20 protein-coding genes are annotated in these 20,859 nt (G+C 63.9%); 3 read left to right on the top strand and 17 right to left on the bottom strand.

Features of this window, described 5'->3' with window-relative positions; all coding sequences use genetic code 11:
* Nucleotides 1–11: 11 nt before the first annotated feature.
* The gene (locus tag XI06_RS29765; protein WP_271607094.1) at nucleotides 12–797 is read right to left on the bottom strand and encodes an ABC transporter permease; all 786 of its coding nucleotides are present in this window, start codon (nucleotides 795–797) and stop codon (nucleotides 12–14) included.
* Nucleotides 797–1,615: an ABC transporter ATP-binding protein gene (locus XI06_RS29770; RefSeq protein ID WP_237866090.1), complete on the bottom strand. Its 819-nt coding sequence runs from the start codon at nucleotides 1,613–1,615 to the stop codon at nucleotides 797–799. Before XI06_RS29770 ends, XI06_RS29765 begins: the two co-directional genes overlap by 1 nt.
* Before the next feature lie 143 nt (nucleotides 1,616–1,758).
* Between XI06_RS29770 and XI06_RS29775 the strand changes: the two genes are divergently transcribed.
* Entirely contained in the window at nucleotides 1,759–2,541 is a 783-nt protein-coding gene (locus XI06_RS29775; protein WP_237866091.1) for an ATP-binding cassette domain-containing protein, read from the top strand.
* On the top strand, nucleotides 2,538–4,097 hold the full coding sequence (locus XI06_RS29780; protein WP_237871236.1) for an ABC transporter permease/substrate-binding protein: 1,560 nt from the start codon (nucleotides 2,538–2,540) through the stop codon (nucleotides 4,095–4,097). The genes XI06_RS29775 and XI06_RS29780 overlap by 4 nt, the downstream gene beginning before the upstream one ends.
* 46 nt (nucleotides 4,098–4,143) lie before the next feature.
* Here the strand turns inward: XI06_RS29780 and XI06_RS29785 are convergent, their stop codons facing one another.
* The 7 genes from XI06_RS29785 to XI06_RS29815 form a co-directional block, all read right to left on the bottom strand.
* The gene (locus XI06_RS29785; protein ID WP_237866093.1) at nucleotides 4,144–4,530 is read right to left on the bottom strand and encodes a rhodanese-like domain-containing protein; all 387 of its coding nucleotides are present in this window, start codon (nucleotides 4,528–4,530) and stop codon (nucleotides 4,144–4,146) included.
* A gap of 229 nt (nucleotides 4,531–4,759) precedes the next feature.
* Nucleotides 4,760–5,722, bottom strand: a complete 963-nt coding sequence (locus XI06_RS29790; RefSeq protein ID WP_271607095.1) for an ABC transporter permease — start codon at nucleotides 5,720–5,722, stop codon at nucleotides 4,760–4,762.
* Nucleotides 5,712–6,665 carry an ABC transporter ATP-binding protein gene (locus tag XI06_RS29795; protein WP_271607096.1) on the bottom strand — a complete coding sequence of 318 codons (954 nt, stop codon included), beginning with the start codon at nucleotides 6,663–6,665 and terminating at the stop codon, nucleotides 5,712–5,714. The genes XI06_RS29790 and XI06_RS29795 overlap by 11 nt, the downstream gene beginning before the upstream one ends.
* A gap of 20 nt (nucleotides 6,666–6,685) precedes the next feature.
* Nucleotides 6,686–7,852, bottom strand: coding sequence for a COG1470 family protein (locus XI06_RS29800; protein WP_271607097.1), 1,167 nt, complete (start codon nucleotides 7,850–7,852; stop codon nucleotides 6,686–6,688).
* A 217-nt stretch (nucleotides 7,853–8,069) separates the two neighbouring features.
* Entirely contained in the window at nucleotides 8,070–9,002 is a 933-nt protein-coding gene (locus tag XI06_RS29805) for an aspartyl/asparaginyl beta-hydroxylase domain-containing protein (protein ID WP_271607098.1), read from the bottom strand.
* A 74-nt stretch (nucleotides 9,003–9,076) separates the two neighbouring features.
* Nucleotides 9,077–10,789, bottom strand: a complete 1,713-nt coding sequence (locus tag XI06_RS29810; RefSeq protein WP_271607099.1) for a sulfatase-like hydrolase/transferase — start codon at nucleotides 10,787–10,789, stop codon at nucleotides 9,077–9,079.
* 195 nt (nucleotides 10,790–10,984) lie between these two features.
* A complete protein-coding gene (locus XI06_RS29815; RefSeq protein WP_237866099.1) occupies nucleotides 10,985–11,653 on the bottom strand; it encodes a TetR/AcrR family transcriptional regulator in 669 nt (222 codons plus the stop codon).
* Between the two features lie 107 nt (nucleotides 11,654–11,760).
* On the opposite strand from XI06_RS29815, the gene XI06_RS29820 reads away from it, so the two are divergent.
* A complete protein-coding gene (locus tag XI06_RS29820) occupies nucleotides 11,761–12,381 on the top strand; it encodes a hypothetical protein (RefSeq protein WP_271607100.1) in 621 nt (206 codons plus the stop codon).
* A 468-nt stretch (nucleotides 12,382–12,849) separates the two neighbouring features.
* Here XI06_RS29820 and ilvC read toward each other — a convergent pair whose 3' ends face one another.
* The 8 genes from ilvC to miaA all read right to left on the bottom strand — a co-directional run bounded on the left by ilvC (nucleotide 12,850) and on the right by miaA (nucleotide 20,852).
* Nucleotides 12,850–13,869 carry a ketol-acid reductoisomerase gene (ilvC, locus tag XI06_RS29825; RefSeq protein ID WP_237866101.1) on the bottom strand — a complete coding sequence of 340 codons (1,020 nt, stop codon included), beginning with the start codon at nucleotides 13,867–13,869 and terminating at the stop codon, nucleotides 12,850–12,852.
* Between the two features lie 133 nt (nucleotides 13,870–14,002).
* Nucleotides 14,003–14,605, bottom strand: a complete 603-nt coding sequence (locus XI06_RS29830) for a LysE family translocator (protein WP_237866102.1) — start codon at nucleotides 14,603–14,605, stop codon at nucleotides 14,003–14,005.
* Between the two features lie 7 nt (nucleotides 14,606–14,612).
* The gene (locus XI06_RS29835) at nucleotides 14,613–15,488 is read right to left on the bottom strand and encodes an EamA family transporter (RefSeq protein ID WP_237866103.1); all 876 of its coding nucleotides are present in this window, start codon (nucleotides 15,486–15,488) and stop codon (nucleotides 14,613–14,615) included.
* A 49-nt stretch (nucleotides 15,489–15,537) separates the two neighbouring features.
* Nucleotides 15,538–16,233: a class I SAM-dependent methyltransferase gene (locus tag XI06_RS29840; protein WP_237866104.1), complete on the bottom strand. Its 696-nt coding sequence runs from the start codon at nucleotides 16,231–16,233 to the stop codon at nucleotides 15,538–15,540.
* A gap of 3 nt (nucleotides 16,234–16,236) precedes the next feature.
* A complete protein-coding gene (gene ilvN / locus XI06_RS29845; RefSeq protein ID WP_092228367.1) occupies nucleotides 16,237–16,779 on the bottom strand; it encodes an acetolactate synthase small subunit in 543 nt (180 codons plus the stop codon).
* 23 nt (nucleotides 16,780–16,802) lie between these two features.
* The gene (locus XI06_RS29850) at nucleotides 16,803–17,786 is read right to left on the bottom strand and encodes a threonine dehydratase (RefSeq protein WP_237866105.1); all 984 of its coding nucleotides are present in this window, start codon (nucleotides 17,784–17,786) and stop codon (nucleotides 16,803–16,805) included.
* Nucleotides 17,787–17,790: 4 nt separating this feature from the next.
* Nucleotides 17,791–19,566, bottom strand: a complete 1,776-nt coding sequence (locus tag XI06_RS29855) for an acetolactate synthase 3 large subunit (RefSeq protein WP_237871256.1) — start codon at nucleotides 19,564–19,566, stop codon at nucleotides 17,791–17,793.
* A 329-nt stretch (nucleotides 19,567–19,895) separates the two neighbouring features.
* Nucleotides 19,896–20,852, bottom strand: a complete 957-nt coding sequence (gene miaA, locus XI06_RS29860) for a tRNA (adenosine(37)-N6)-dimethylallyltransferase MiaA (RefSeq protein ID WP_271607101.1) — start codon at nucleotides 20,850–20,852, stop codon at nucleotides 19,896–19,898.
* Nucleotides 20,853–20,859 lie beyond the last annotated feature (7 nt).

Genomic DNA, 20,859 nt, shown 5'->3' on the forward strand with positions numbered 1-20,859 from the left:
AGGCGAGGCGGCTAGCCACGCCCGTCCACGGTCGGCCGCCAGACCAGCAGCCGCCGCTCCACCAAAGTCACCCCGAAATCGATCAGGATGACGAAGGCTGACAGCACGAACATGCCGGCGAAGACGCCGGCGACGTCGAACACGCCCTCTGCTTGTTGAATGAGATAGCCGAGGCCGGCCGCTGATCCCAAATATTCGCCGACGACGGCGCCGACCACGGCGAAACCCACCGACGTGTGCAGCGAGGAGAACATCCACGACAGCGCCGACGGCCAATAGACATGCCGCATCAACTGCCCCTCGCTCATGCCGAGCATGCGGCCGTTGTCGAGCACGGTGCGGCTGACTTCCTTCACGCCCTGATAGACATTGAAGAACACGATGAAGAACACCAGCGTCACGCCGAGGGCAACCTTGGACCAGATGCCGAGGCCCAGCCACAGCGCGAAAATCGGCGCCAGCACCACGCGCGGCAGCGCATTGACCATCTTCACGTAAGGGTCGAACACGGCGGCAACCAGCGGCTGCCGCGCGAACCAGAAGCCAATGAGGACGCCGCCGAGCGAGCCGATCACGAAGGCCAGGATCGACTCCACGAGCGTGATCCAGAGATGCTTCCAGATCACGCCGGAGACAAACCATTTGACGATCTGCTCGAGCACGTCGACCGGATTGGAGAAGAAAAAGGGCGGCAGCAGGATCTTGCCAAACACCGGCACCGTCGACAGCAACTGCCACAGCACGATGCAGACGATCGCGACCAGGACTTGCAGCGCAAGCAGCGAGACGCGCGACATCAGACTGCCTCCGCCGCATGGGTGGATTGGGCGTAGCCCTTCATCACCTCGTCCTTGAGCACGCTCCAGATCTCGCGATGCAGTGCATGGAACTCCTTGTCCAGCCGCACCTCGAAAATGTCGCGCGGGCGCGGAAGCGTGACGCGCCAATCGCCGATGATGCGCGAGGACGGCCCCGCGGACATGATCACGACTCGGTCGGCAAGCGCGATCGCCTCCTCGAGGTCATGGGTCACGAACAGCACCGCCTTGCGGTCGGTGTTCCAGAGATCGAGGAGCAGATTGCCCATCACCTGGCGGGTCTGCGCGTCGAGAGGCCCGAACGGCTCGTCCATCAGGAGGATCTTGGGATCGCGGATCAGGACCTGCGCCAGCGCCACGCGCTTGCGCTGGCCGCCAGAGAGCATGTGGGGGTAGCGGCCCGCAAAGGCGCCGAGGCCCACGGACGTCAGCCATTTCTGGGCCTGGAGCAGCGCCTCGGCACGCGGCGTGCCCCTGATCTCGAGGCCGATGGCAACGTTGTCGAGCGCGGTCTTCCAGGGGAATAGCGCGTCGGCCTGGAACAGATAGCCGGCCTCCCGGTTCAGCCCCGCGAGCGGCCGATCAAAAATCCTGACGCTGCCGGCGGCCGGCTTGAGCAGGCCGGCGGCGACGTTGAGCAGCGTGGATTTTCCGCAGCCGGTCGGCCCGACAATGGCGACGAACTCGCCCTGCGCGACCGTCAGATGGGCCTTCTCCACCGCTGTATAGACCCGCCCGTCCCCCAGCCGGAACGCGACCTTGGCATCTTCCAGCGCCACTGCCGTGGGCGTCGTCATGTGTTCCCTCCAAACTTGGCTTGATGCCTTAGCCGCTCGCGCGACCAAGTTCAATCAAGCGGCCAAGCGTGCTACGCATGGGGCTGGCCCTGCTCTCACCCTCCCTGGAGGGGGAGGGTAAGAGAACAGCGAGCCCACCAGCGATGCCTTCCAAGCCGGCGATCAGCTACCGAAACGTCAGCAAGAGCTTCGGTCCCCTCAGGGCCGTCGAGGATGTGTCGCTCGACATCGCCGAGGGCGAGTTTCTGGCCGTCGTGGGCGGCTCGGGCTCGGGCAAGACGACGCTGCTGCGGCTCGCCAACCGGCTGATCGAGGCCGATGACGGGACCATCACGATCGAGGGCGGGAACGTGCAAGACATCGATCCGGTCGCGCTGCGGCGCCGGATCGGCTACGTCTTCCAGAGCGGCGGCCTGTTTCCGCATTTGAGCGTCGCCGACAATATCGGGATCACGCCAAAACTGCTCGGCGCGCCGGCAACCGATATTGCCGCGCGCGTCGACGAATTGATCGAGCTGATGCAGCTCGACCGTGCCTCCCATCGCGACCGGCTGCCGGAAGCGCTCTCGGGCGGCCAGCGCCAGCGCGTTGGCGTGGCGCGGGCACTGGCAGCCAAGCCGCGCATCATGCTGATGGACGAGCCGTTCGGCGCGCTCGATCCCCTCACTCGCGACGCCCTCGGCGAGGATTTTCGCGAGCTGCACCGCAAGCTCGGCCTGACCACCGTGATGATCACGCACGACATGACGGAGGCGATCTTGCTCGCCGACCGAATCGCGGTGATGCGCGGCGGAAGGCTGCTCGCGCAGGGTACGCCGGCAGAGCTGTCAGCGAGCACCGACGCCTATGTGCTGGAATTGCTGCGCACGCCGCGGCGCCAGGTTGAACGGCTGAACGCGCTGCTGCCACAGGGCGGTGCGGCATGAGCCTCTTCAATGATCCGCGCTGGGGCGAGGCGCTGTCGCATTTGCCCGACTATCTCGGCAATCATGTGCGGGTGAGCCTCGCCGCGCTCGCGCTCGGCCTCGTTGTCAGCCTGCCGCTCGCGATCCTGACACGCAATCGTCCGGCGCCGCGCGCCATCCTGCTCGCCGTCGCGAGTATCGTGCAGACCGTGCCAGGGCTCGCACTGCTCGCCCTGTTCTATCCGCTGCTGCTGCTCGCCGCCTCCGTGACACTGAAATGGTTCGGCGTTTCGTTCTCCGCGTTCGGCTTCCTGCCGGCGATGCTGGCGTTGGCGCTCTATTCGATGCTGCCGGTGCTGCGCAACGGGATCACCGGGCTGAACGGGATCGATCCCGCATTGATCGAAGCCGCCAAGGGCGTCGGCATGACGGCGCGACAATCGCTCGTCATGGTCGAGCTGCCGCTGGCGTTGCCGGTGATGATGGCCGGCATCCGCACCGCCGCGGTGTGGGTAATCGGCACCGCGACACTGTCGACGCCGATCGGACAAACCAGCCTCGGCAATTACATCTTTGCCGGGCTCCAGACCCAAAACTGGGTGTTCGTTCTGTTCGGTTGTTTCGCTTCAGCGCTGCTGGCGCTCGCGGTCGATCAGCTGCTGGGCCTGATCGAGAGTGGCCTGCGTCAGCGCGGCCGCCTGCGTACGGCGCTCGGCGCGACCGGGATCGCTGCGCTGGTTGCGGCAACGCTGGTGCCGACAATGGGGCGTTCGTCGTCCGGCTACGTTGTCGGCGCGAAGACCTTTGCCGAGCAATATGTGCTCTCGGCCCTGCTTCGAGATCGCCTCCAGGCGGCCGGTCTCACCGCTACAGCACGGTCCGGTCTCGGCTCGAGCGTGGTCTTCGGGGCGTTGAAGGCCGGGGATATCGATCTCTATGTCGATTATTCCGGCACGCTCTGGGCCAATCAGTTGCACCGCACCGACATCAAGCCGCGCGCAGAGCTGGTGGCGGAGTTGAAGACGGCCCTCGCCAAGGACAACATCACCCTGCTCGGCGAGCTCGGTTTCGAGAATGCCTATGCGCTGGTGATGCCGAAGAAGCGGGCCGACGCGCTTGGCATCCACACCATCGCCGATCTGGCCGCGCATACGTCGACAATGTCGATCGCCGGCGACTACGAGTTCTTCTCACGACCGGAATGGGCGGCGCTGCAGAAGGCCTATGGTCTTCAGTTCAGCGCGCAGCGCCAGATGCAGCCGGACTTCATGTATGCGGCCGTGGCCAGCGGTGAGGTCGACGTGATCGCAGGCTACACCAGCGACGGCCTGATCGCGAAATACGATCTGGTGGCGCTCGACGATCCCAAGCAGGCGATTCCGCCCTATGATGCGATCCTGCTGCTCGCACCGAAGCGCGCCGGCGACGAGCGGCTCAAGGCGGCACTGAGCCCACTGCTCGGCAAGATCGACATCTCCACCATGCGCGAAGCAAACCTGCGCACCAGCGGCAACGATGCGAATTCCTCGCCGGATGCCGTGGCGAAGTGGCTGTGGGAGAAGGTCGGCGGGCGCTAGGATATTCCTAAGCGCAACGCCCGGCACGCTCCCACACCGCCGCTTGCTATATGACCGGCTTCTCGATTGCACCGCCGGCGTCGACCCAATCCTTGAAGGCGCCGACATTGTAGACGTGGGCGTAGCCCATGTCCTTGAGCATCTTGCCGGCCAAGGCGGAACGACCGCCTGAGGCACAATAAAGAATCACGGTCTTCTCCTTGGCAAAAGCCTTGTCGTGATACGGCGATTCCGGATCAGCGCGAAACTCCAGCATGCCGCGCGAGACGTTCACCGCGCCGTGAATCTTGCCGCTCTTTTCAACCTCCGGCGCATCGCGCACGTCGAGCACGAGCGTGTTGCCCTTGCCGATCATCTCCTTCGCCTGGGCCGGCGTGATCTTGGTCACGACGGCGTTGGCAGCCTCCAACATCTGTTTGACGGAAATTGCCAATGACTCCTCCTCTCGTTTGCGGTTCTATCGAGCGCCTCCATTAGCCGGCCTCGCCTCTCGTCGCGTCCCTCGTTCGGAGGACGGCGCGAGCAATGTACCATGGATGCGGCAAACTGGCTCTGCGACAGGATGGGGGACGGTAGGCAGAGTTGAGGGGGCAGCCGCAGGGGACTTTCGGCCACCCCCTCCTGCCCTCTCCTGGAGGACGAGAGGGCAAAGCGCAATCAGCTCACGCCCTCACCTCCTGCCGCTGAAACAGCACATAGCTGAATGCGAACAGGACGATGGTGCCGGCGACGAGACCGACGGTCTGCGGCCAGGCGAGCATGACGCTTTCGCCGAACGGCAGCGGCGCGCCCATAACGGCACCACGGAGCTGATCGAGGAACACCGGTCCGAGTGAGCGGGTCGTCGGCGACAGCACCGCCAGCATCGCTTCTTCAAACAGATCGTTCGGCGATAGCCGCAACAGCTCCTGCGCCCACACTGCAGTCGCCGGATCGTTCAGGCCGAGCAGCGCATAGCGCGGGTCAGGGGGCGCGACCACCTGTGCCAGGGCTGGGGCCAGCATCGGCCAGAGTATTGTCAGGAATAGCCAGACGCCCAGCGAGACCAGGGCCGCGGTAGCAGCCGAGCGGAACACCGTGGACAGCAGCATCGCCAGCGATAGCCAGACACCCGCATAGAAGATCGCCACAACCAGGAACACCAGCGATCGCGCGACCTCCTCGCCGCCGGGCGGCACGCCGAGGAAGATCAGGCCGAGGCCGATCACCAGCAGCCACAGGGCGGCAAGGCTGATACCGATGGTGGCGAGCGCCGCAAGGAACTTCCCCATCAGCAAGGCATCGCGATAAATCGGCTGCGCCAGGATGCGCGACAAGGTTCGCCTGTTGTGCTCGCCATTGACCGCGTCGAAGCCGAGTCCAATCGCCATCAGGGGAATGAGGAAGCCGAGGATGGCGACAAAGGACGGCAACGGCGCCTGGTCGATCGTGAAGAGTCGCAGCAGCAGGAACGGATCCTCGGCGGTATTTTGCCTGAGGCTGTTGATGGCTTCGTACAGGGCGGCAAGTGCCGTGAAGACGATCAGGAGCTGCAGCATCAACATCCGGACGCTGGAGATATGGTCGGCCAGCTCCTTGACGAAGACGGTCGACATTCCCTGGAACGGTGATCCCTCACGCCGCATGACGAACGCCTCCCGCGGGCTGGTCCTGGAAATAGCGTGCATAGATCGCCTCGAGGCTCGGCTCGTCGACGGACAGTCTGCGCAGGGCGCCGTCAACCGCGACCACGGCGCGCGCGGCATCCGCTCGCACGTCACGCTCCGCAGTCATCCGGAAGCGATCGGCGGAGAGCGTCTCGACGTGGGTGACGCCGGGAATCATGGCGAGCCGCCTGGCGATACCCAGCCCTTCAGCCTCGACCTCCACGACAAAGCCAGCGCCCAGCACCTTGATCGCAAGCTCCGGCACCGCCCCCACCAGCACGATATGACCGGCCTTGAACAAGGCGACGCGATCGCAGATGCGCTGCACCTGGTCGAGCATATGGGACGACAGCAGCACTGTGATGCCTTCGGCCTTGAGCTCTCCGATCAGCCCCAGAAACTCCTGGGTCGCTTGCGGATCGAGGCCCGATGTCGGCTCGTCCAGGATCGCGATCTCGGCGCGCTTCATGATGATCTCGGCAAGGCCCAGCCGCTGTCGCATGCCGCGCGAGAAGGTGGCGACCCGCTTCGAGGCGACGTCGATCAGCCCGACACGCCGCAGCGCCTGCTCGATCCTGCCCGCACGCTCCGCGCGAGCGAGCCCCATCAGCTTGCCGGTGTAGGCGAGATTCTCCGCCGCCGTGAGCTGGTCATAGAAGCCCACGGCATCCGGCAGATAGCCGACGCGGCGCTTGACCTTGAGCGGCTCGCGGGCCGGATTGAATCCGAGCATGCTGATCTCACCCGACGATATCTCGGTGAGACCGAGCATCATCAGAATAGTCGTGGTCTTGCCGGCACCGTTCGGGCCGAGCAGGCCGAACACCTCGCCCCTGACAATGTCGAGGTCGATGCCGTCGACCACCGCCGTGTCGCCGTAGCGCCTTGTGAGGCCGCGTGCGTGGATGACAGGAGGAGGCATGGTTTGCGTCTGCTGCTCGTTCATCGCCGCCCGAACCTCGCAACGGCCCCAAGCATCAACAGCAACGCGACGCCGATGACGCCGGCGCCGGCCATACCCCATACGGTCGAGGTGCCGACTGTGATGCGGAATTGGCTCGAAGCGGCTTCACCCTTCGAGGTGGCGCGGATATTGGCCTGATAATCGCCGGCCAGCGACTTGTCGCTCGGTGTGAGCAGCGCCTGGACTTCGCTGTCCTTGCCTGGCACGAGACGATCGATCGTCGCGGGCTCGAATGTCACCTTCCATCCGTTCGGCGCCGTGGCGGCCAGCGTGATATTCTCGGCCGGCGCCGTCCCACTGTTGCTCACGACGATCGGAATCGAGCTCTGCTTGCCCGCGACGGCGCGCGCGCTCAACAGGCCATCGCGGCCGGAGATCTGGAGCTGCGGCTCGCCGACCACGTCGAGCGCAAGCTCGGTCGTGGCTGAGGCGTCGCCCGCCTTAACCGTCACCTTCACTGGAAAATGGCCGGCAGCGGTCGAGCTGGGTGGCCGCACCTTCAGCTTGATGTCCTTGGATTGACCGGCATCGATCGGGATCGAGGACAGCTCCTGCGTGCCATAGGCTTCGGTGAATGAGGTTTCGAAATTGGCGGGCGCATCGGCAGCGAAGCTAGCGACGACGTTGCGGCCCGAGTCGTTCTTGATCGAGAGCGTATAGTCGAAATTCGATTTCGGACTGCCCCGCAGCGACGGCAGGCTGGACTTCAAGGTCAGCTTGGCGGGCAGCTCCTTGGCGAGCGACACGGCGATGGGAAGTTCGGCGTTGGTGCCCTGCCCCTCGGCCCTGACCGTGAGCGTATGTGCGGTGAGATCGCTGGTGGCCGGGATGTCGAGCCGAAGCTGGAGCGCGACACTGCCATCGGGCGCCGGCATCGCCGCACCGACCGGCTGGCCGCCGCCCAACAATGTCGCGGTCCAGCCGCTCGGTGCGCCGGTGACCGAAAGCTGATAGCGCTCCGGCGCGAGGCCGTAGTCCTGCAGCCGCAGCGACACATTGGTCGTGGTCCCCGGCCGCACCGTGACCGCCGGATAGTCGGTCATGAGGTAGAGGCCCTTGATGTCGTGCACCGGCTCGGCCGCATAAGCGGACGAACCGAGCAACATGAGGGCAAATGCAAGACGCGCAGCATCAAGCGCTCGCATGGACGATACTCCTGCAAGGAAAGTTGAATCGGATCGGGCACCGCGACCCCGGAACGACTGAGTTGCGGCGTGACGGATGATGGAAACAATCGTGACGAAGTTTTGGAAACGAAGCGGCCCGCCAATTACAAGTCGGTGATTTCGGCCATGTTCGGCTCAGACTTTAGTTTGAACTGCGTGCGCGCTCGAAAGATTACAACATCGTAATACGATGCTTTCACGCGAACGCCGTCGCCAGAAAGGCCGCGATGACGCCACCGATCAGCAGATACTTCACGACATAGTACACACGCCTGTTCCAGGCCTTCATCCGCTTGCCGAGCAGCCGCACCTGATAGGCATAGGCGAAGACGCGGTTGATCCAGCCGACGCGCTCGCCCTCCACATTCTGCGTCGCGCTTTCACTGATGATGTGCCTGGAGACCCAGCGGTTGACGGAGATCATGGCGCGCGTCTTGAGTGGCCGCTCGACGTCGCAGAACAGGATCAGGCGATCATCGCCGGTCGTGTTCTCGGCATAGTGCAGATAGGTCTCGTCAAAGAGCAAATCTTCGCCGTCGTGCCAGACATAAGGCTCGCCGTCGATGAAGATGCGGCACTCGCCCGGCGACGTCGGCACTTGGAGGCCGAGGTGATAGCGTAGCGACCCGGCATAGGGATCGCGATGCTGCACCAGCCGACCGCCAGGCGGAAGGTTCGCAAACATCGCGCCCTTGATGATCGGAATGGCGTCGAGCAGCGCCACCGTCTTCGGACAATTGACGACGGCCGACGGCAGCGGCTCTTCGTACCACTTCAGGTAAAAACGCTTCCAGCCTGTACGGAAGAAGGAATTAAAGCCCCAATCATTGTACCTGTCGGCTGCCTTGATGGCGCCCTGCGCAAAAAGTTGCTGCGCCTCCTCACGGATTATCTGCCAGTTCTGGCGCAAGATGAGGAGTTCCGGAACCATTCCGACATCGAGGATCGGTCGGTTCGGCACCGCAGAAAACATGTACATCAGGACATTGTACGGCGCCATCAGGGTCGAGTGATCTGACAGCTGACGCCAAAATCCCAGCCGCACGCGTCCGCGGAAATGGACCGCGAACGTCGAGCCGATGAAGGCCCATAGCACAAGAAATTGCGGCGACAGCAGACGCATGACCATCGCAAAATCCGCAAGATATTGAATGCCGGAATGTTAGCAGTCGGCCGAGCCCGGCTCAAGCGGGACGTCCGGCCTCAAAGCCCATGGATCATCCCGGCGTTGATCAGCAGCCGGTTCAGCCGCCGCGCCTCGGCGCCGTCCTTGCAGCCGTAAAAGATCCCATTGCAGCGGAGCATGATCTGTTTCTGCTCCGCGAAGGACGGGTCGAGCGGAATACCGGCGGCTTCCTGGATGACCAGCGGCAGATAGGGGCCGTCGATCGTGTCCATCACGGCCTCGCTCTTGACCGGCTCGAAATTGACCGCGTCGATTGCGTAATAGGTCGCATAGAGACGCGGATCGTAGGCGTCGAGCTTCTTGCCGATCGCGCCTTCGTCGAGCCCCGGCTCGAGCAGGTTGGGCGCAAATTCAGGTTGGTGATCGCCATAGCGCACGATCAGGAAGGGCTCGCCAGGAAAATTCTTCTGCAAGCCCGCGAGGAAGGCCTTGTATTGCTCGGCGCTCATCGCCTGCCGGCGCAGGTATTCATCGATGGACGCCACGTTGCCCGGTGCACGCCAGTTCGGCAGCAGGTCGGGGCGGAAGCGCGTCTCCCAGGGGAAGTGATTGGCGCCGAGATAGATGAAGATGAATAGCGGCTTGTTCGGCGTGCGCTCGCCCATCAGCCGCAGCGCCTTGTCGTAGAAGAAGCTGTCCGGCTCGACGTCTTTCGCGCCGAGATCATGAGAGTCGAGGAAGCGCTCGACGCCGGTCGTCAGTTGGAAGCTGCGCGCGCCCATGAAGCCGCCATAGGCCGGATAGAGCGACATCGTCTCGTAGCCGCAACGGCGCAAGCCGAGCGGGAGGCCGCGTTCGACGCGCCCTGACGCAATGCGCGTCACGAAATAGGCGAAGCGGCCAAACGAGCGCGAAGACAGACCCGCCAGCACATTGTATTCGGTGAACCAGCTTGGCCCGCCATTGCTTTCAGCCAGGAAGGTGCGCTCCTTGCCGTCCCAGGATTTGAAGTGGCTGCCATAGCCCGGCGGCACCTTGATGCCCTGCGCGGCGCGGATGTCGAAGCTCGATTCATCATGGATCATGATGATGTTCGGCCGGCGGCCGGCCGGGTGGCAGGCGTCGACCAGCGGCATATTGAGCCGTTCATTGGTCGCGGCGGCCGACTCCATGAAGCCGTACTCCACGAAATCCGAGACCGCAGTAACGCCGGAGCGGAAGAATTTCGAGAGATAGCCGTCGTCGTAATAGCCGCGCCAGGCTTCGTCAGGATGATAGGCGGAATAGAAGACCAGGGCGGCGAGACAGGCGAGCTTGCAGGCGAGCGCCGGAAGGCGGCGGATGCGGAACGGATCGAGCCACCACAACGCGTACATCAGGGGCAGCGTAACAAGGCCAGCCCCGATCACCGACCAGCGCAAATTCGGGAAGATCGTGAACAGGAACGCGACCGTGTCGCGATCGATCATCATCAGGTCGATGAAGTTGACGGTCATCTGCACGACGTCGTGCTTGAGCCGGGACAACAGCACCAACACCACGACCATCGTGAGCGACAATGCGCCTGACAGCGCCGGCCGGCGGAGCAGCGCGATCCAGAAAAAATTGAGAATGCCCCAAGCGAGCAGGAAGGACAGACGCGAGCCGAAATCGGTCTCGGTCTCATACATCAGCGCAAGCGCAGCGACATGCGGCGCGGCCACCGCAAGCAGCCGCCAGATGCCGAGCGCGGCGACGCTCGCCAGGACGGCGGGGGTGGCAGAAGGACCAGGATTGGACGCGGACGCCATCGACGACACGCTGAACTTGGGTCCGGCGTGGTGATGCCAAGCCTGTTGGCCGGCCTCGAGACCGCCAGGGCACCCGGCGCAGCCGGCTGCACCGTGTCACAAAACTGTAACGGAACGGTCACGGACAGGCAACGCGCGCGACGATCCGACCTTCGCTTAATGTTAGCGGGTGGCGAAGGGCCGCACCTGCACGACCTAGCCCTTGGCGATCCCTGCGATGAACAGATCGATCACCCCCTCTGCCATCCGCTCGATCTCGCCTTCCTCCACACCCCAGCGCGGGAAATGGCCGTCGAGGTTCATCCGGGCAAAGCCGTAGATCAGAGCGCGGCCGGCGATCAGGATGCGTTTCAGATCCGGGGAACGTAGCAGACCCTGCGAGGCTGCCTCCGCCAACATCCGCTCGGACAGTGCGACGAGCTCGGCATTGTCGCGGATCAATTCGGCCGAGCTGCCATACGCGAAATAGCGTCCCGTGGAGATGATCTCGAAATGCGCAGGGTTGTGCATCGCCCAGCGCACATAGGCGATGCCGAAGGCGCGGAAGCGCGCCAGCGGGTCAATGGAGCTCGCTTCCGCCAGCGCGGCCTCGATCTCGACGCGAAAGCGCCGCTGCGCCTCCTCAGCCACCGCGGCCATCAAGGCGTCGCGGTTGGGAAAGTGCCGGAATGGCGCTCCGGGCGACACGGCGGCACGGCGCGCGGCCTCGCGTACGGAGACTTCGGCACCCTCGGCAGCCAGTTGCAACGCAGCATCGATCAACACACGGCGGAGGTCACCGTGGTGATAGGGCCGGGTTTCGGGTGTCTGGCGACGGGCGCGGGGCTTGGAAATCCGGGGCTTGGAGGTCTGACGGGCGGGCATACAGCTTCCTAGCATCACCCGAACGTGAATGTAAGCAGCGATTACACCGTTGACGATCGCGTCACCCCGAAATGTAATCGATGATTACATAATGGAGGACCACCACGATGTCGCAACGTCACAACTGGTTCGAGGGCTGGCGGCTGCTCGCCGTGCTCACGCTAAGCCTGCTCGCCTTGAGCCTCTGGATCGCCTCAATGCGACAGTTCGAGGTCGAGGGCGTCCGCATGGTGATCCGCTTCACGGCGCGCAGCTCGCTGCTGCTGTTCTGCCTGGCTTTCAGTGCTGCGGCGCTGGCCCGGCTCTGGCCCAACGCCTGGACGCGCTGGCAACGCCGCAACCGCCGATATCTCGGCTTGAGCTTTGCGGTCTCCCACGCCATCCATGCGGTAGCGATCATCGTCTTCGCCAGGATGGATCCGGCAGGCTTCGCGGAAGCCACCTCGCCGGCCTCCTACATCTTCGGCGGCGTCGGCTATGCCATAATCATTGCCATGAGCGCGACCTCGTTCGATCGTACGGCCGCACTGATCGGACCGCGCGCCTGGCGCACGCTGCACCTCGTCGGCGGCTACTATCTCTTGTTCCAGTTCGTGGTGTCGTTCGGCAAGCGCGTACCGGCCATGCCGGCCTACCTGGCGTTCCTCATTCCGCTGCTCGCAGTGATGGCGTTGCGGATGATCGCAATGGCGCGCCACCCGCGCGGGCAAACCATCGCTGCGAGCTGAGAGCACGGCTTGCAAGAAGCCGTATCGGGTGTCCGTTCTTAAGATGAAGCAGCGTGCGAGCGTCGCAAATTGCTGCTGATGATGACTTGAGAGCACAGATGAAGAGCCGAGTCCTAGACTCTGAGGACACAGCGCTTTTGGTGATTACGAGTTCTGAAAAAATCTTGGAGAAACGACGCAAACACAAGAATGTGGTTTAACCGTCAGTTCTTGACTCTCTGGAAGCACTTCAACTCGCGAAGAATTTGAATGAAGCAGCAATGCTTCGCGCGAGATGAAATGAGCGAGACCGCTGTTTGCGATCTCGCTCAGATATAACCGCGAAGGTTTAAGATTTGGTTTGACGAGTGAAGCTTGTGCTTTCGCTCTTGTCCCGGACAAGCGCAGAGCCCGAGCCAGAAGCGGCAATGGGCCTCGGATCAGCAGCGCACCGCTTGAGCGCTGCGCTGCATCCGGGGCACGCAGGCCTTAGTTCTTCGACTTGTCGACCAGCGCGCCCTTCTTGATCCAGGGCATCATGTCGCGCAGCTTGGCGCCGACTTCCTCGATCGGGTGCGCGGCAAGCTTGGCGCGGGTGGCCTTGAACGAGGTCTGGTTGACCTTGTTCTCGAGCATCCAGTCGCGGGCGAACTTACCGCCCTGGATGTCGGCGAGAACGCGCTTCATCTCGGCCTTGGTCTCAGCGGTCACGATGCGCGGACCGGTGACGTACTCGCCATACTCGGCGGTGTTGGAGATCGAGTAGTTCATGTTGGCGATGCCGCCTTCATAGATCAGGTCGACGATCAGCTTTACTTCGTGCAGGCACTCGAAATAGGCCATCTCCGGGGCGTAGCCGGCTTCGACCAGGGTCTCGTAGCCGCCCTTGATCAGCTCGACCAGGCCGCCGCAGAGCACGACCTGCTCGCCGAACAGGTCGGTCTCGCACTCTTCCTTGAAGGTGGTCTCGATGATGCCGGCGCGGCCGCCGCCGACAGCGGAGGCGTAGGACAGGCCGAGGTCATGGGCATTGCCCGAGACGTCCTTGGCGATCGCAATCAGGCAGGGCACGCCGCCGCCGCGCTGATATTCCGAGCGCACCGTGTGGCCGGGGCCCTTCGGCGCGATCATCAGCACGTCGAGGTCGGCGCGCGGGTCGAGCAGGTTGAAGTGGACGTTGAGGCCGTGCGCGAACACCAGGGCCGCGCCCTTCTTCATGTTGTCTTGCAGGTGCTCGCGATAGATGTCGCCCTGGAGCTCGTCCGGGGTCAGCATCATGACGAGGTCGGCCCATTTGGCGGCTTCGGCGACTTCCATCACCTTGAAGCCGGCGGCTTCCGCCTTCTTGACCGAGCTCGAGTCCTTGCGAAGCGCAATGGCGACGTCCTTGACGCCGGAGTCCTTCAGATTGAGCGCATGGGCGTGGCCCTGGCTGCCATAGCCGACGATGGCGACCTTCTTCCCCTTGATCAGGTTCAGGTCGGCGTCGCGATCGTAATAAACACGCATAGTCGTTTCCTCGTTGAGGGCCGGAAATCGGCCGATGGTCGGTGTCCGAAGGGTGGAATTTGCGGATTTCGGGGGCTGTCTAGAGCATTTCGGCCCCTGAGGGAAACCCGTTTCTGCATGGAAGTCCGCGACATCATGCATCCATGAAAACGGGGTAGAGGGAGGCGAGCAGCAGGAGCGCCATCAGGATATTGAAGGCCCGGACCAGCCGCTCCGAGGTCAGCACCGGCCGTAATGCAGTGCCGAAGAACGCCCAGACCACGGTGGAGACGGTGCCGACCAGGAGACTGATCAGGGTCTGGATCGCGATATTGACCGGAAACCGGGCAATGGCCGCATAGGCGGTGATGGTGCCGATCACGATCACCCAGCCCTTGGCATTGATCCATTGGAACATCGCCGCGCCCCAGAAGGTCATTGGGCCGCGGACGTCTGCCTCGCCCGGCTTGGCCGGGCCGGAGAACGCGATCGCGGCCGCGAGGTAAATCAGGTAAGCGGCGCCGGCATATTTCAGGATGGTCTGGAGGATCGGATAGGCCAGGAACACAGTGCCGAGGCCGAGACCCACCGCAGCGACCATGAAGGCAAAGCCGAGGACGATGCCGACGATATGCGGAATGGTGCGGCGGAAGCCATACGTCAGGCCTGAGGATAACAGCATGATGTTGTTCGGCCCCGGCGTGAAATACATCACCACCATGAAGGCGAGAAAGGCATAGAACAGCGAGTTGGCCATCATCACCTCACGCGGTCTTCGAAAGCGGCTGCAGCCGCCTGACCAGCACCATCACCGCAATGCCAGCGATCACGGTCAGCATCCCGGCGAGGCGCAGCGGCCCAAACCGCTCGCCGAACACAATGCTCGACGCCGCCGAGCCAACAAACGGCACCAGCAGCGCAAACGGGACCACTTGCGCGGCGGGATAGTCCCGCAGCAACCGGCCCCACAGCCAATAGGCGATGCTGGTGGAAACGGCGCCGATCACCAGTAGGCAGATCAGGCCCGTCAGCGACATGTGGATCAGCGAGTGGAAGGTCGGGACCGGCCCGTTGACGACGAGCGCGAGCGCGAGCAGCGGCACGGCGGCCGTGAGGCACAGCCACGCGAACAGGTCGAACATCGGTGCCCCGCGGGCGCCGCGCAGCAGGAGGTTACCGATCGCAAAGCAGATCGGCGAGATCATCAGCACCGCAAAAGCGCCGATGCTAAAATCATAGCCGACAGTGCCGCAGATCATCAGCAGACCGGCTGCGGCAATGGCTATGCCGAGCGCCTGCATCGCGGTCGGCCGTTCACCGAAGGCGACCGCAGCAAAACCGATCGTGAACAGCGCCTGGCTCTGCACAACGACGGAGGTCAGCCCCACCGGCACGCCATGGGCGATGCCGTAAGCCTGGCTCAGGAACTGCCCCAGAAACAGCGTAAAACTGATCGCGATCAGCAACGACCAGGCGACCTTCGGCTTCGGAATGAACAGACACGGCAGCGCGGCAATGGAAAAGCGCATCGCCGTCATCAGCTCTGGTGAAAACTCGTCGAGCGCAATCCGGCTCGCCACGAAGGCAAGCCCCCAGATGATCGCCACCATGAGGGCGATGAGAATGTCGGCCGGCTTCATTGTTGTTTCCGGTTCTGCCCTGTCGTGCAGCCCTGCTTGTTCTTCTCGTCTAGCCTTGCTCGCCGGCTTTCGGTTTACGTAAGAGATAAGTACCGTGCATCGGCGCGTGATAGTCGGCCGAGACCAGCATGAAGCCGACATCGGTCAGCATCCGCTCCATCACCCAGCCGAAGGTGGAATATTCGTCGCGCATATGCGTCACCACGCTCTCCCTGGAGAAATCGTGGTTCTTGATCTGGTAGTCGGCCCACTGCTCGACATCGCGCTCGACCGCATCCGGCATCGAGACATAGACGATATCGCGCAGATAAAAGCTCGCACCGGGCCTGAGCGCGCGAAAGATCCGCGACATCGCCACGACCTTCCAGAAATCGGGCAGATGATGCAGCGTGAATTCGCTCACGATCAGATCGTAGGATTCCGGTCGGTAGGCGAAGCTGAGCAAGCCGGCGGACTGCGTGCGCACGGGCGCCTTGCGGTCGCGCGCATAGATCTCGGCAAGCGCCAACATCGCCGGCGAGATGTCGATGGCGTCGACCTCGGCGCCCATCAGCGCCGCTTCGGTGGCGAGAACGCCGTTGCCGCAGCCGATGTCGGCGATACGCCAGCCGCGCTGGACTCCCAGCATCTTCAGTGCGGCGCGCGCCCGCAGATCGGCATCGTCGTGGGCGTCGTAGATCGACGCCACCGCGGGCTCGATGCCCATCCGGTTCCGCTCGTTATAGTACCAGTCGCGCGCCAGCATGGTTCACATCCCCTCAGGCCCGCGACCGATCGCGGCAACACCGGTGCGCGACACCTCGACAAGGCCGAGCGGGCGCATCAGGTCGATAAACTGGTTGATCTTGTCGGTATTGCCCGTGATCTCGAACACAAAGCTCTCGGTGGTGGCGTCGATCACGCGGGCACGGAACGCATCTGCCAGCCTGAGCGACTCGACGCGATGCTCGCCTTGCCCGCGCACCTTCACCATCGCCAGCTCGCGCTCGATCGAGCGGCGGGTCTGGGTCATGTCGACGACCTGGTAGACCGGGATCATGCGGTCGAGCTGATGCTTGATCTGCGCGATCACCATGGGCGTGCCCGTGGTGACGATGGTGATGCGCGAGAGGTGCTTCTGGGCCTCGGTCTCCGAGACCGTGAGGCTCTCGATGTTATAGCCGCGGCCCGAGAACAGGCCGATGACGCGCGCGAGCACGCCCGGCTCGTTCTGGACGAGCACCGCGAGCGTGTGCGTCTCGTTGGGATCGTGGCGCTCTTCGATGAAGTAGGCGGATGCGGGCTGGTTCATTGTCGTCCCCTCTTGTCTCGTCCTCACGCCTTGCCCAACGCTTTGCTTGGCGCGTCCGTCCCGACCCAACGGCGGAACAGATCGAAATCGATATTGCCGCCGGACAGCACGAGACCGACGCGCTTGCCCTTCAGCTTGTTCTTGTCCTGCATCGCCGCGGCTAGCGCGGCCGCGCCCGCGCCTTCGGCGAGATTGTGCGTGTCAGTCCAGTAGGCTCGGATCGCGGCAGCGACCTCTTCGTCGGTCACCTGGACGATCCGCGAGGCGCCCTTGCGGATCAGCGCGAACGCATCCGCATCCGGAATACGGGTCGCCATGCCGTCGGCGCGCGTGTTGGCAGTCTCGGTGGTCACGATCTTGCCAGCGGCAAACGAGAGCGCATAGGACGGCGCTTCCGTCGACTGCACGCCGACGATCTCCGTCTTCAGGCCAAGAAGGTCGCGCGCCATGATGCAGCCGCAGATGCCGGAGCCCTGCCCGATCGGCACGTAGAGAATGTCCAGATCCGGCGCGGAGCGGAACAGTTCGAGCGCGTAGGTCGCGACACCCAGCACCAGATCACGATGGAACGACGGCACCATGTGAAGTCCGGCGAACTGCGCGCGGCGTTCGGCTTCCTCACGCGCAGCCTGAAAGTCCTCGCCATGCTCGACGAGTTCAGCGCCAAAGGCCTTCATCGCCCGGTTCTTCTCGACCGAATTGCCGCGCGGTACATAGATCACGGCCGGCACGCCATGACGGCCCGCGGCAAAGGCCAGGCTCTGGCCATGATTGCCGCGCGTCGCCGAGATGATGCCCGGCGTGTTCGGTCGCTCGCGCTTCAGACGATCGAGATAGACCAGCCCACCCCGCACCTTGAAGGCGCCGATCGGCGTATGGTTCTCGTGCTTCACGACGACCTCTGTGCCGAGGCGCCCAGCGAGCAGCGGCCAGGCATACGCCGGCGTCGCCGGCACCGCCTGCCCCACGACCGCATGTGCGCGCTCGAGCTCCGTCAGGTCGAACATGACGTCACACCAGCGCCTTGCCGCCGGCAAACGCCTTGGCCGTGGCTTCGTCGTTGGCCTGCTCGGGCAGCAGCATCTCGTTGTGCGCCTTGCCGGAGGGGATCATCGGGAAGCAGTTTTCCAGCGCGGCGACACGGCAGTCGAACAGCACCGGGCGCTTGACCGAGATCATCTCCTTGATGGCGCCATCGAGATCAGCAGGCTTGTGCACCTGGAGACCGACGGCACCATAGGCTTCGGCGAGCTTGACGAAATCAGGCAGCGCCTCCGAATAGGAGTGCGACAGCCGGTTGCCGTGGAGCAACTGCTGCCACTGCCGCACCATGCCCATGTACTGGTTGTTCAGGATGAAGATCTTGATTGGCAACTCGTACTGAACCGCCGTCGACATCTCCTGCATCGTCATCTGCACCGAGGCATCGCCCGCGATGTCGATGACGAGGCTATCCGGGTGCGCGACCTGCACGCCAACCGCGGCCGGCAGGCCGTAGCCCATCGTGCCGAGACCGCCCGACGTCATCCAGCGATGCGGCTCCTCGAAGCCGAAGAACTGCGCCGCCCACATCTGGTGCTGACCGACCTCGGTCGTGATGTAGGTGTCCTTGCCGCGCGTGGCCTCGAACAGGCTCTGGATCGCGTGCTGCGGCAGGATGATGTCGTTGCTCTTCTTGTAATAGAGCGAGTTGCGCGCGCGCCATTGCGCGATCTGCTGCCACCAGCTCTTGATGTCGGGCTTCTTCGCCTCGGCCTTGAACACCTGGAGGATGTCGCCGAGGACGTTGCCGCAGTCGCCGATGATCGGCACGTCGACGCGGATGTTCTTGTTGATCGAGGACGGGTCGATGTCGATGTGGATCTTCTTCGAGTTCGGCGAGAACGCATCCACACGGCCAGTGATGCGGTCGTCGAAGCGCGCGCCGACGCACAACATGACGTCGCAATCATGCATCGTCATGTTGGCCTCGTAGGTGCCGTGCATGCCCAGCATGCCGAGCCAGTTCTTGCCCGACGCCGGATAGGCGCCGAGGCCCATCAGCGTCGAGGTGATCGGAAAACCCGTGACCTCGACCAGTTCGCGCAGCAGCTTCGTCGCCTCGGGGCCGGAATTGATCACGCCGCCGCCGCTGTAGATCACTGGGCGCTTGGCACCCGCGAGCAGCGACACTGCCTTGCGGATCTGCGTCGCATCGCCCTTCACGCGCGGCGCGTAGGAGCGGTGCACGTCGGATTTGCGCGGCGGATGATAGGTGCCGGTCGCGAACTGCACGTCCTTGGGAACGTCGACCAACACCGGGCCCGGACGACCCGTGGTCGCGACGTAGAAGGCTTCGTGCAGCACCTTGGCGAGATCGTTGACGTCGCGCACCAGCCAATTGTGCTTGGTGCAGGGGCGCGTGATGCCGACGGTGTCGCACTCCTGGAACGCGTCGTTGCCGATCAGGTGCGTCGGCACCTGTCCGGAGATGCAGACCAGCGGGATCGAATCCATCAGCGCATCGGTCAGCGGCGTCACCATGTTGGTGGCGCCGGGTCCCGACGTCACCAGCGCAACGCCAGGCTTGCCGGTTGAGCGCGCGTAGCCCTCGGCGGCATGGCCGGCGCCCTGCTCGTGGCGGACCAGGATGTGCTGGACCTCGCTCTGCTGGAAGATCTCGTCATAGATCGGAAGCACCGCGCCGCCCGGATAGCCGAAAATGTCGGTCACGCCATGATCGATGAGCGCGCGGACGATCATCGCTGCGCCGGTCATCTGGTTCGGATCGTGGCTCTTGTCGCTCATTGGCTTGCTCCGGATGCGCTGTTGTCAGCGGCTTCGTTCGTGTCGGGTTCGGGAAATAAAAAAGGCCCCGAAGAGGGACCCTGCACACCGCCTGTCATGTGGATGGCAGCTAGCCATCCCCGGCGGTGTGCCTGGGTACGACGGCGATAAGGAGCTTGGTAATAATGTTACGCATGGCAGGCGCTCGGCTTCCCAAAGGTTGCGCGAAACATAACGACCAAAGCCTCGATGTCAAGGCAAAGCGGCCACTTCCGCGCGATTTAGGCAGTGTAACCGCGTTCCCGGGGTTCGGCGAGAAGTAAATTCGGGAACCCGCGCACAAAAGCACGTCAATCGGGTTCCCGGGCCCCATGGGTGGCGGCCGTCAGCCAGCCCCTCGCCTCCGTCGGCTTCACCCACTCGAATTCAGGCAATTGGTGCCTGAACCAGGTGAATTGCCGCTTGGCGTAGTGGCGGGTATCGGCCCGGCCGATCGTGGCGGCCTCCTCCAGACTGAGCTCGCCGCGCAAATGCCGGATCAGCGCCGGCACGCCGTGGGCCTTCATCGCCGGCAGCAGCGGATCGAGGCTACGGGCGGCGAGCTGCTCGACCTCTTCGAGGGCGCCGGCGCGCAGCATGGCGTCGAAGCGGGCGTCGATGCGGGCATAGAGCTCGTCACGCTCGGGCGCGAGGAACACTGCCCGAAAGCCGCCTTTGGGCAGCAGCGGCGGCTGGCCCTCATGGTGCCAGTCCAGCAGCGAACGCCCGGTCGCCTCGATCACCTCGAGTGCACGCGCAATCCTGGTGCGGTCGCGCAGGTTCAATCGCTCGGCCGCGCGCGGATCGTGGCGCGCCAGTTCCGCATGCAGCGCCTCGACGCCGTTCCGCTCCAGCCGCGCGCGCACGCCCTCGCGCACCTCCGCGGGGATCGGCGGTACCACCGAAAGGCCCGCAGTCAGCGCCTTGAAGTACAGGCCCGTGCCGCCGATGACGATCGGCAAGCGCCCTTCGGCCCGCACCTCGTCGAGCACCTTCGTGGCGTCGCTCACCCAGGCGCCGGCTGAAAAATTCACGGCCGCATCGACATGGCCGTAGAGCCGATGCGGCACCTGTGCCTCTTCGTCGCGCGTGGGACGTGCCGTGATGACGCGGAGGTCACGATAGACCTGCATGGAATCGGCATTAATCACGACCCCTCCTGCACTGAAGGCAAGCTCGAGCGCCAGCGCCGACTTGCCGCTGGCGGTCGGGCCTGCGATAAGCACGGCCTTGCCAATAGGCCTTCTGCCGACTTGCCTCTCGCTCACGAAAACC

It is taken from the genome of Bradyrhizobium sp. CCBAU 11434, assembly GCF_028128895.1.
Classification (GTDB): Bacteria; Pseudomonadota; Alphaproteobacteria; order Rhizobiales; family Xanthobacteraceae; genus Bradyrhizobium; species Bradyrhizobium zhengyangense.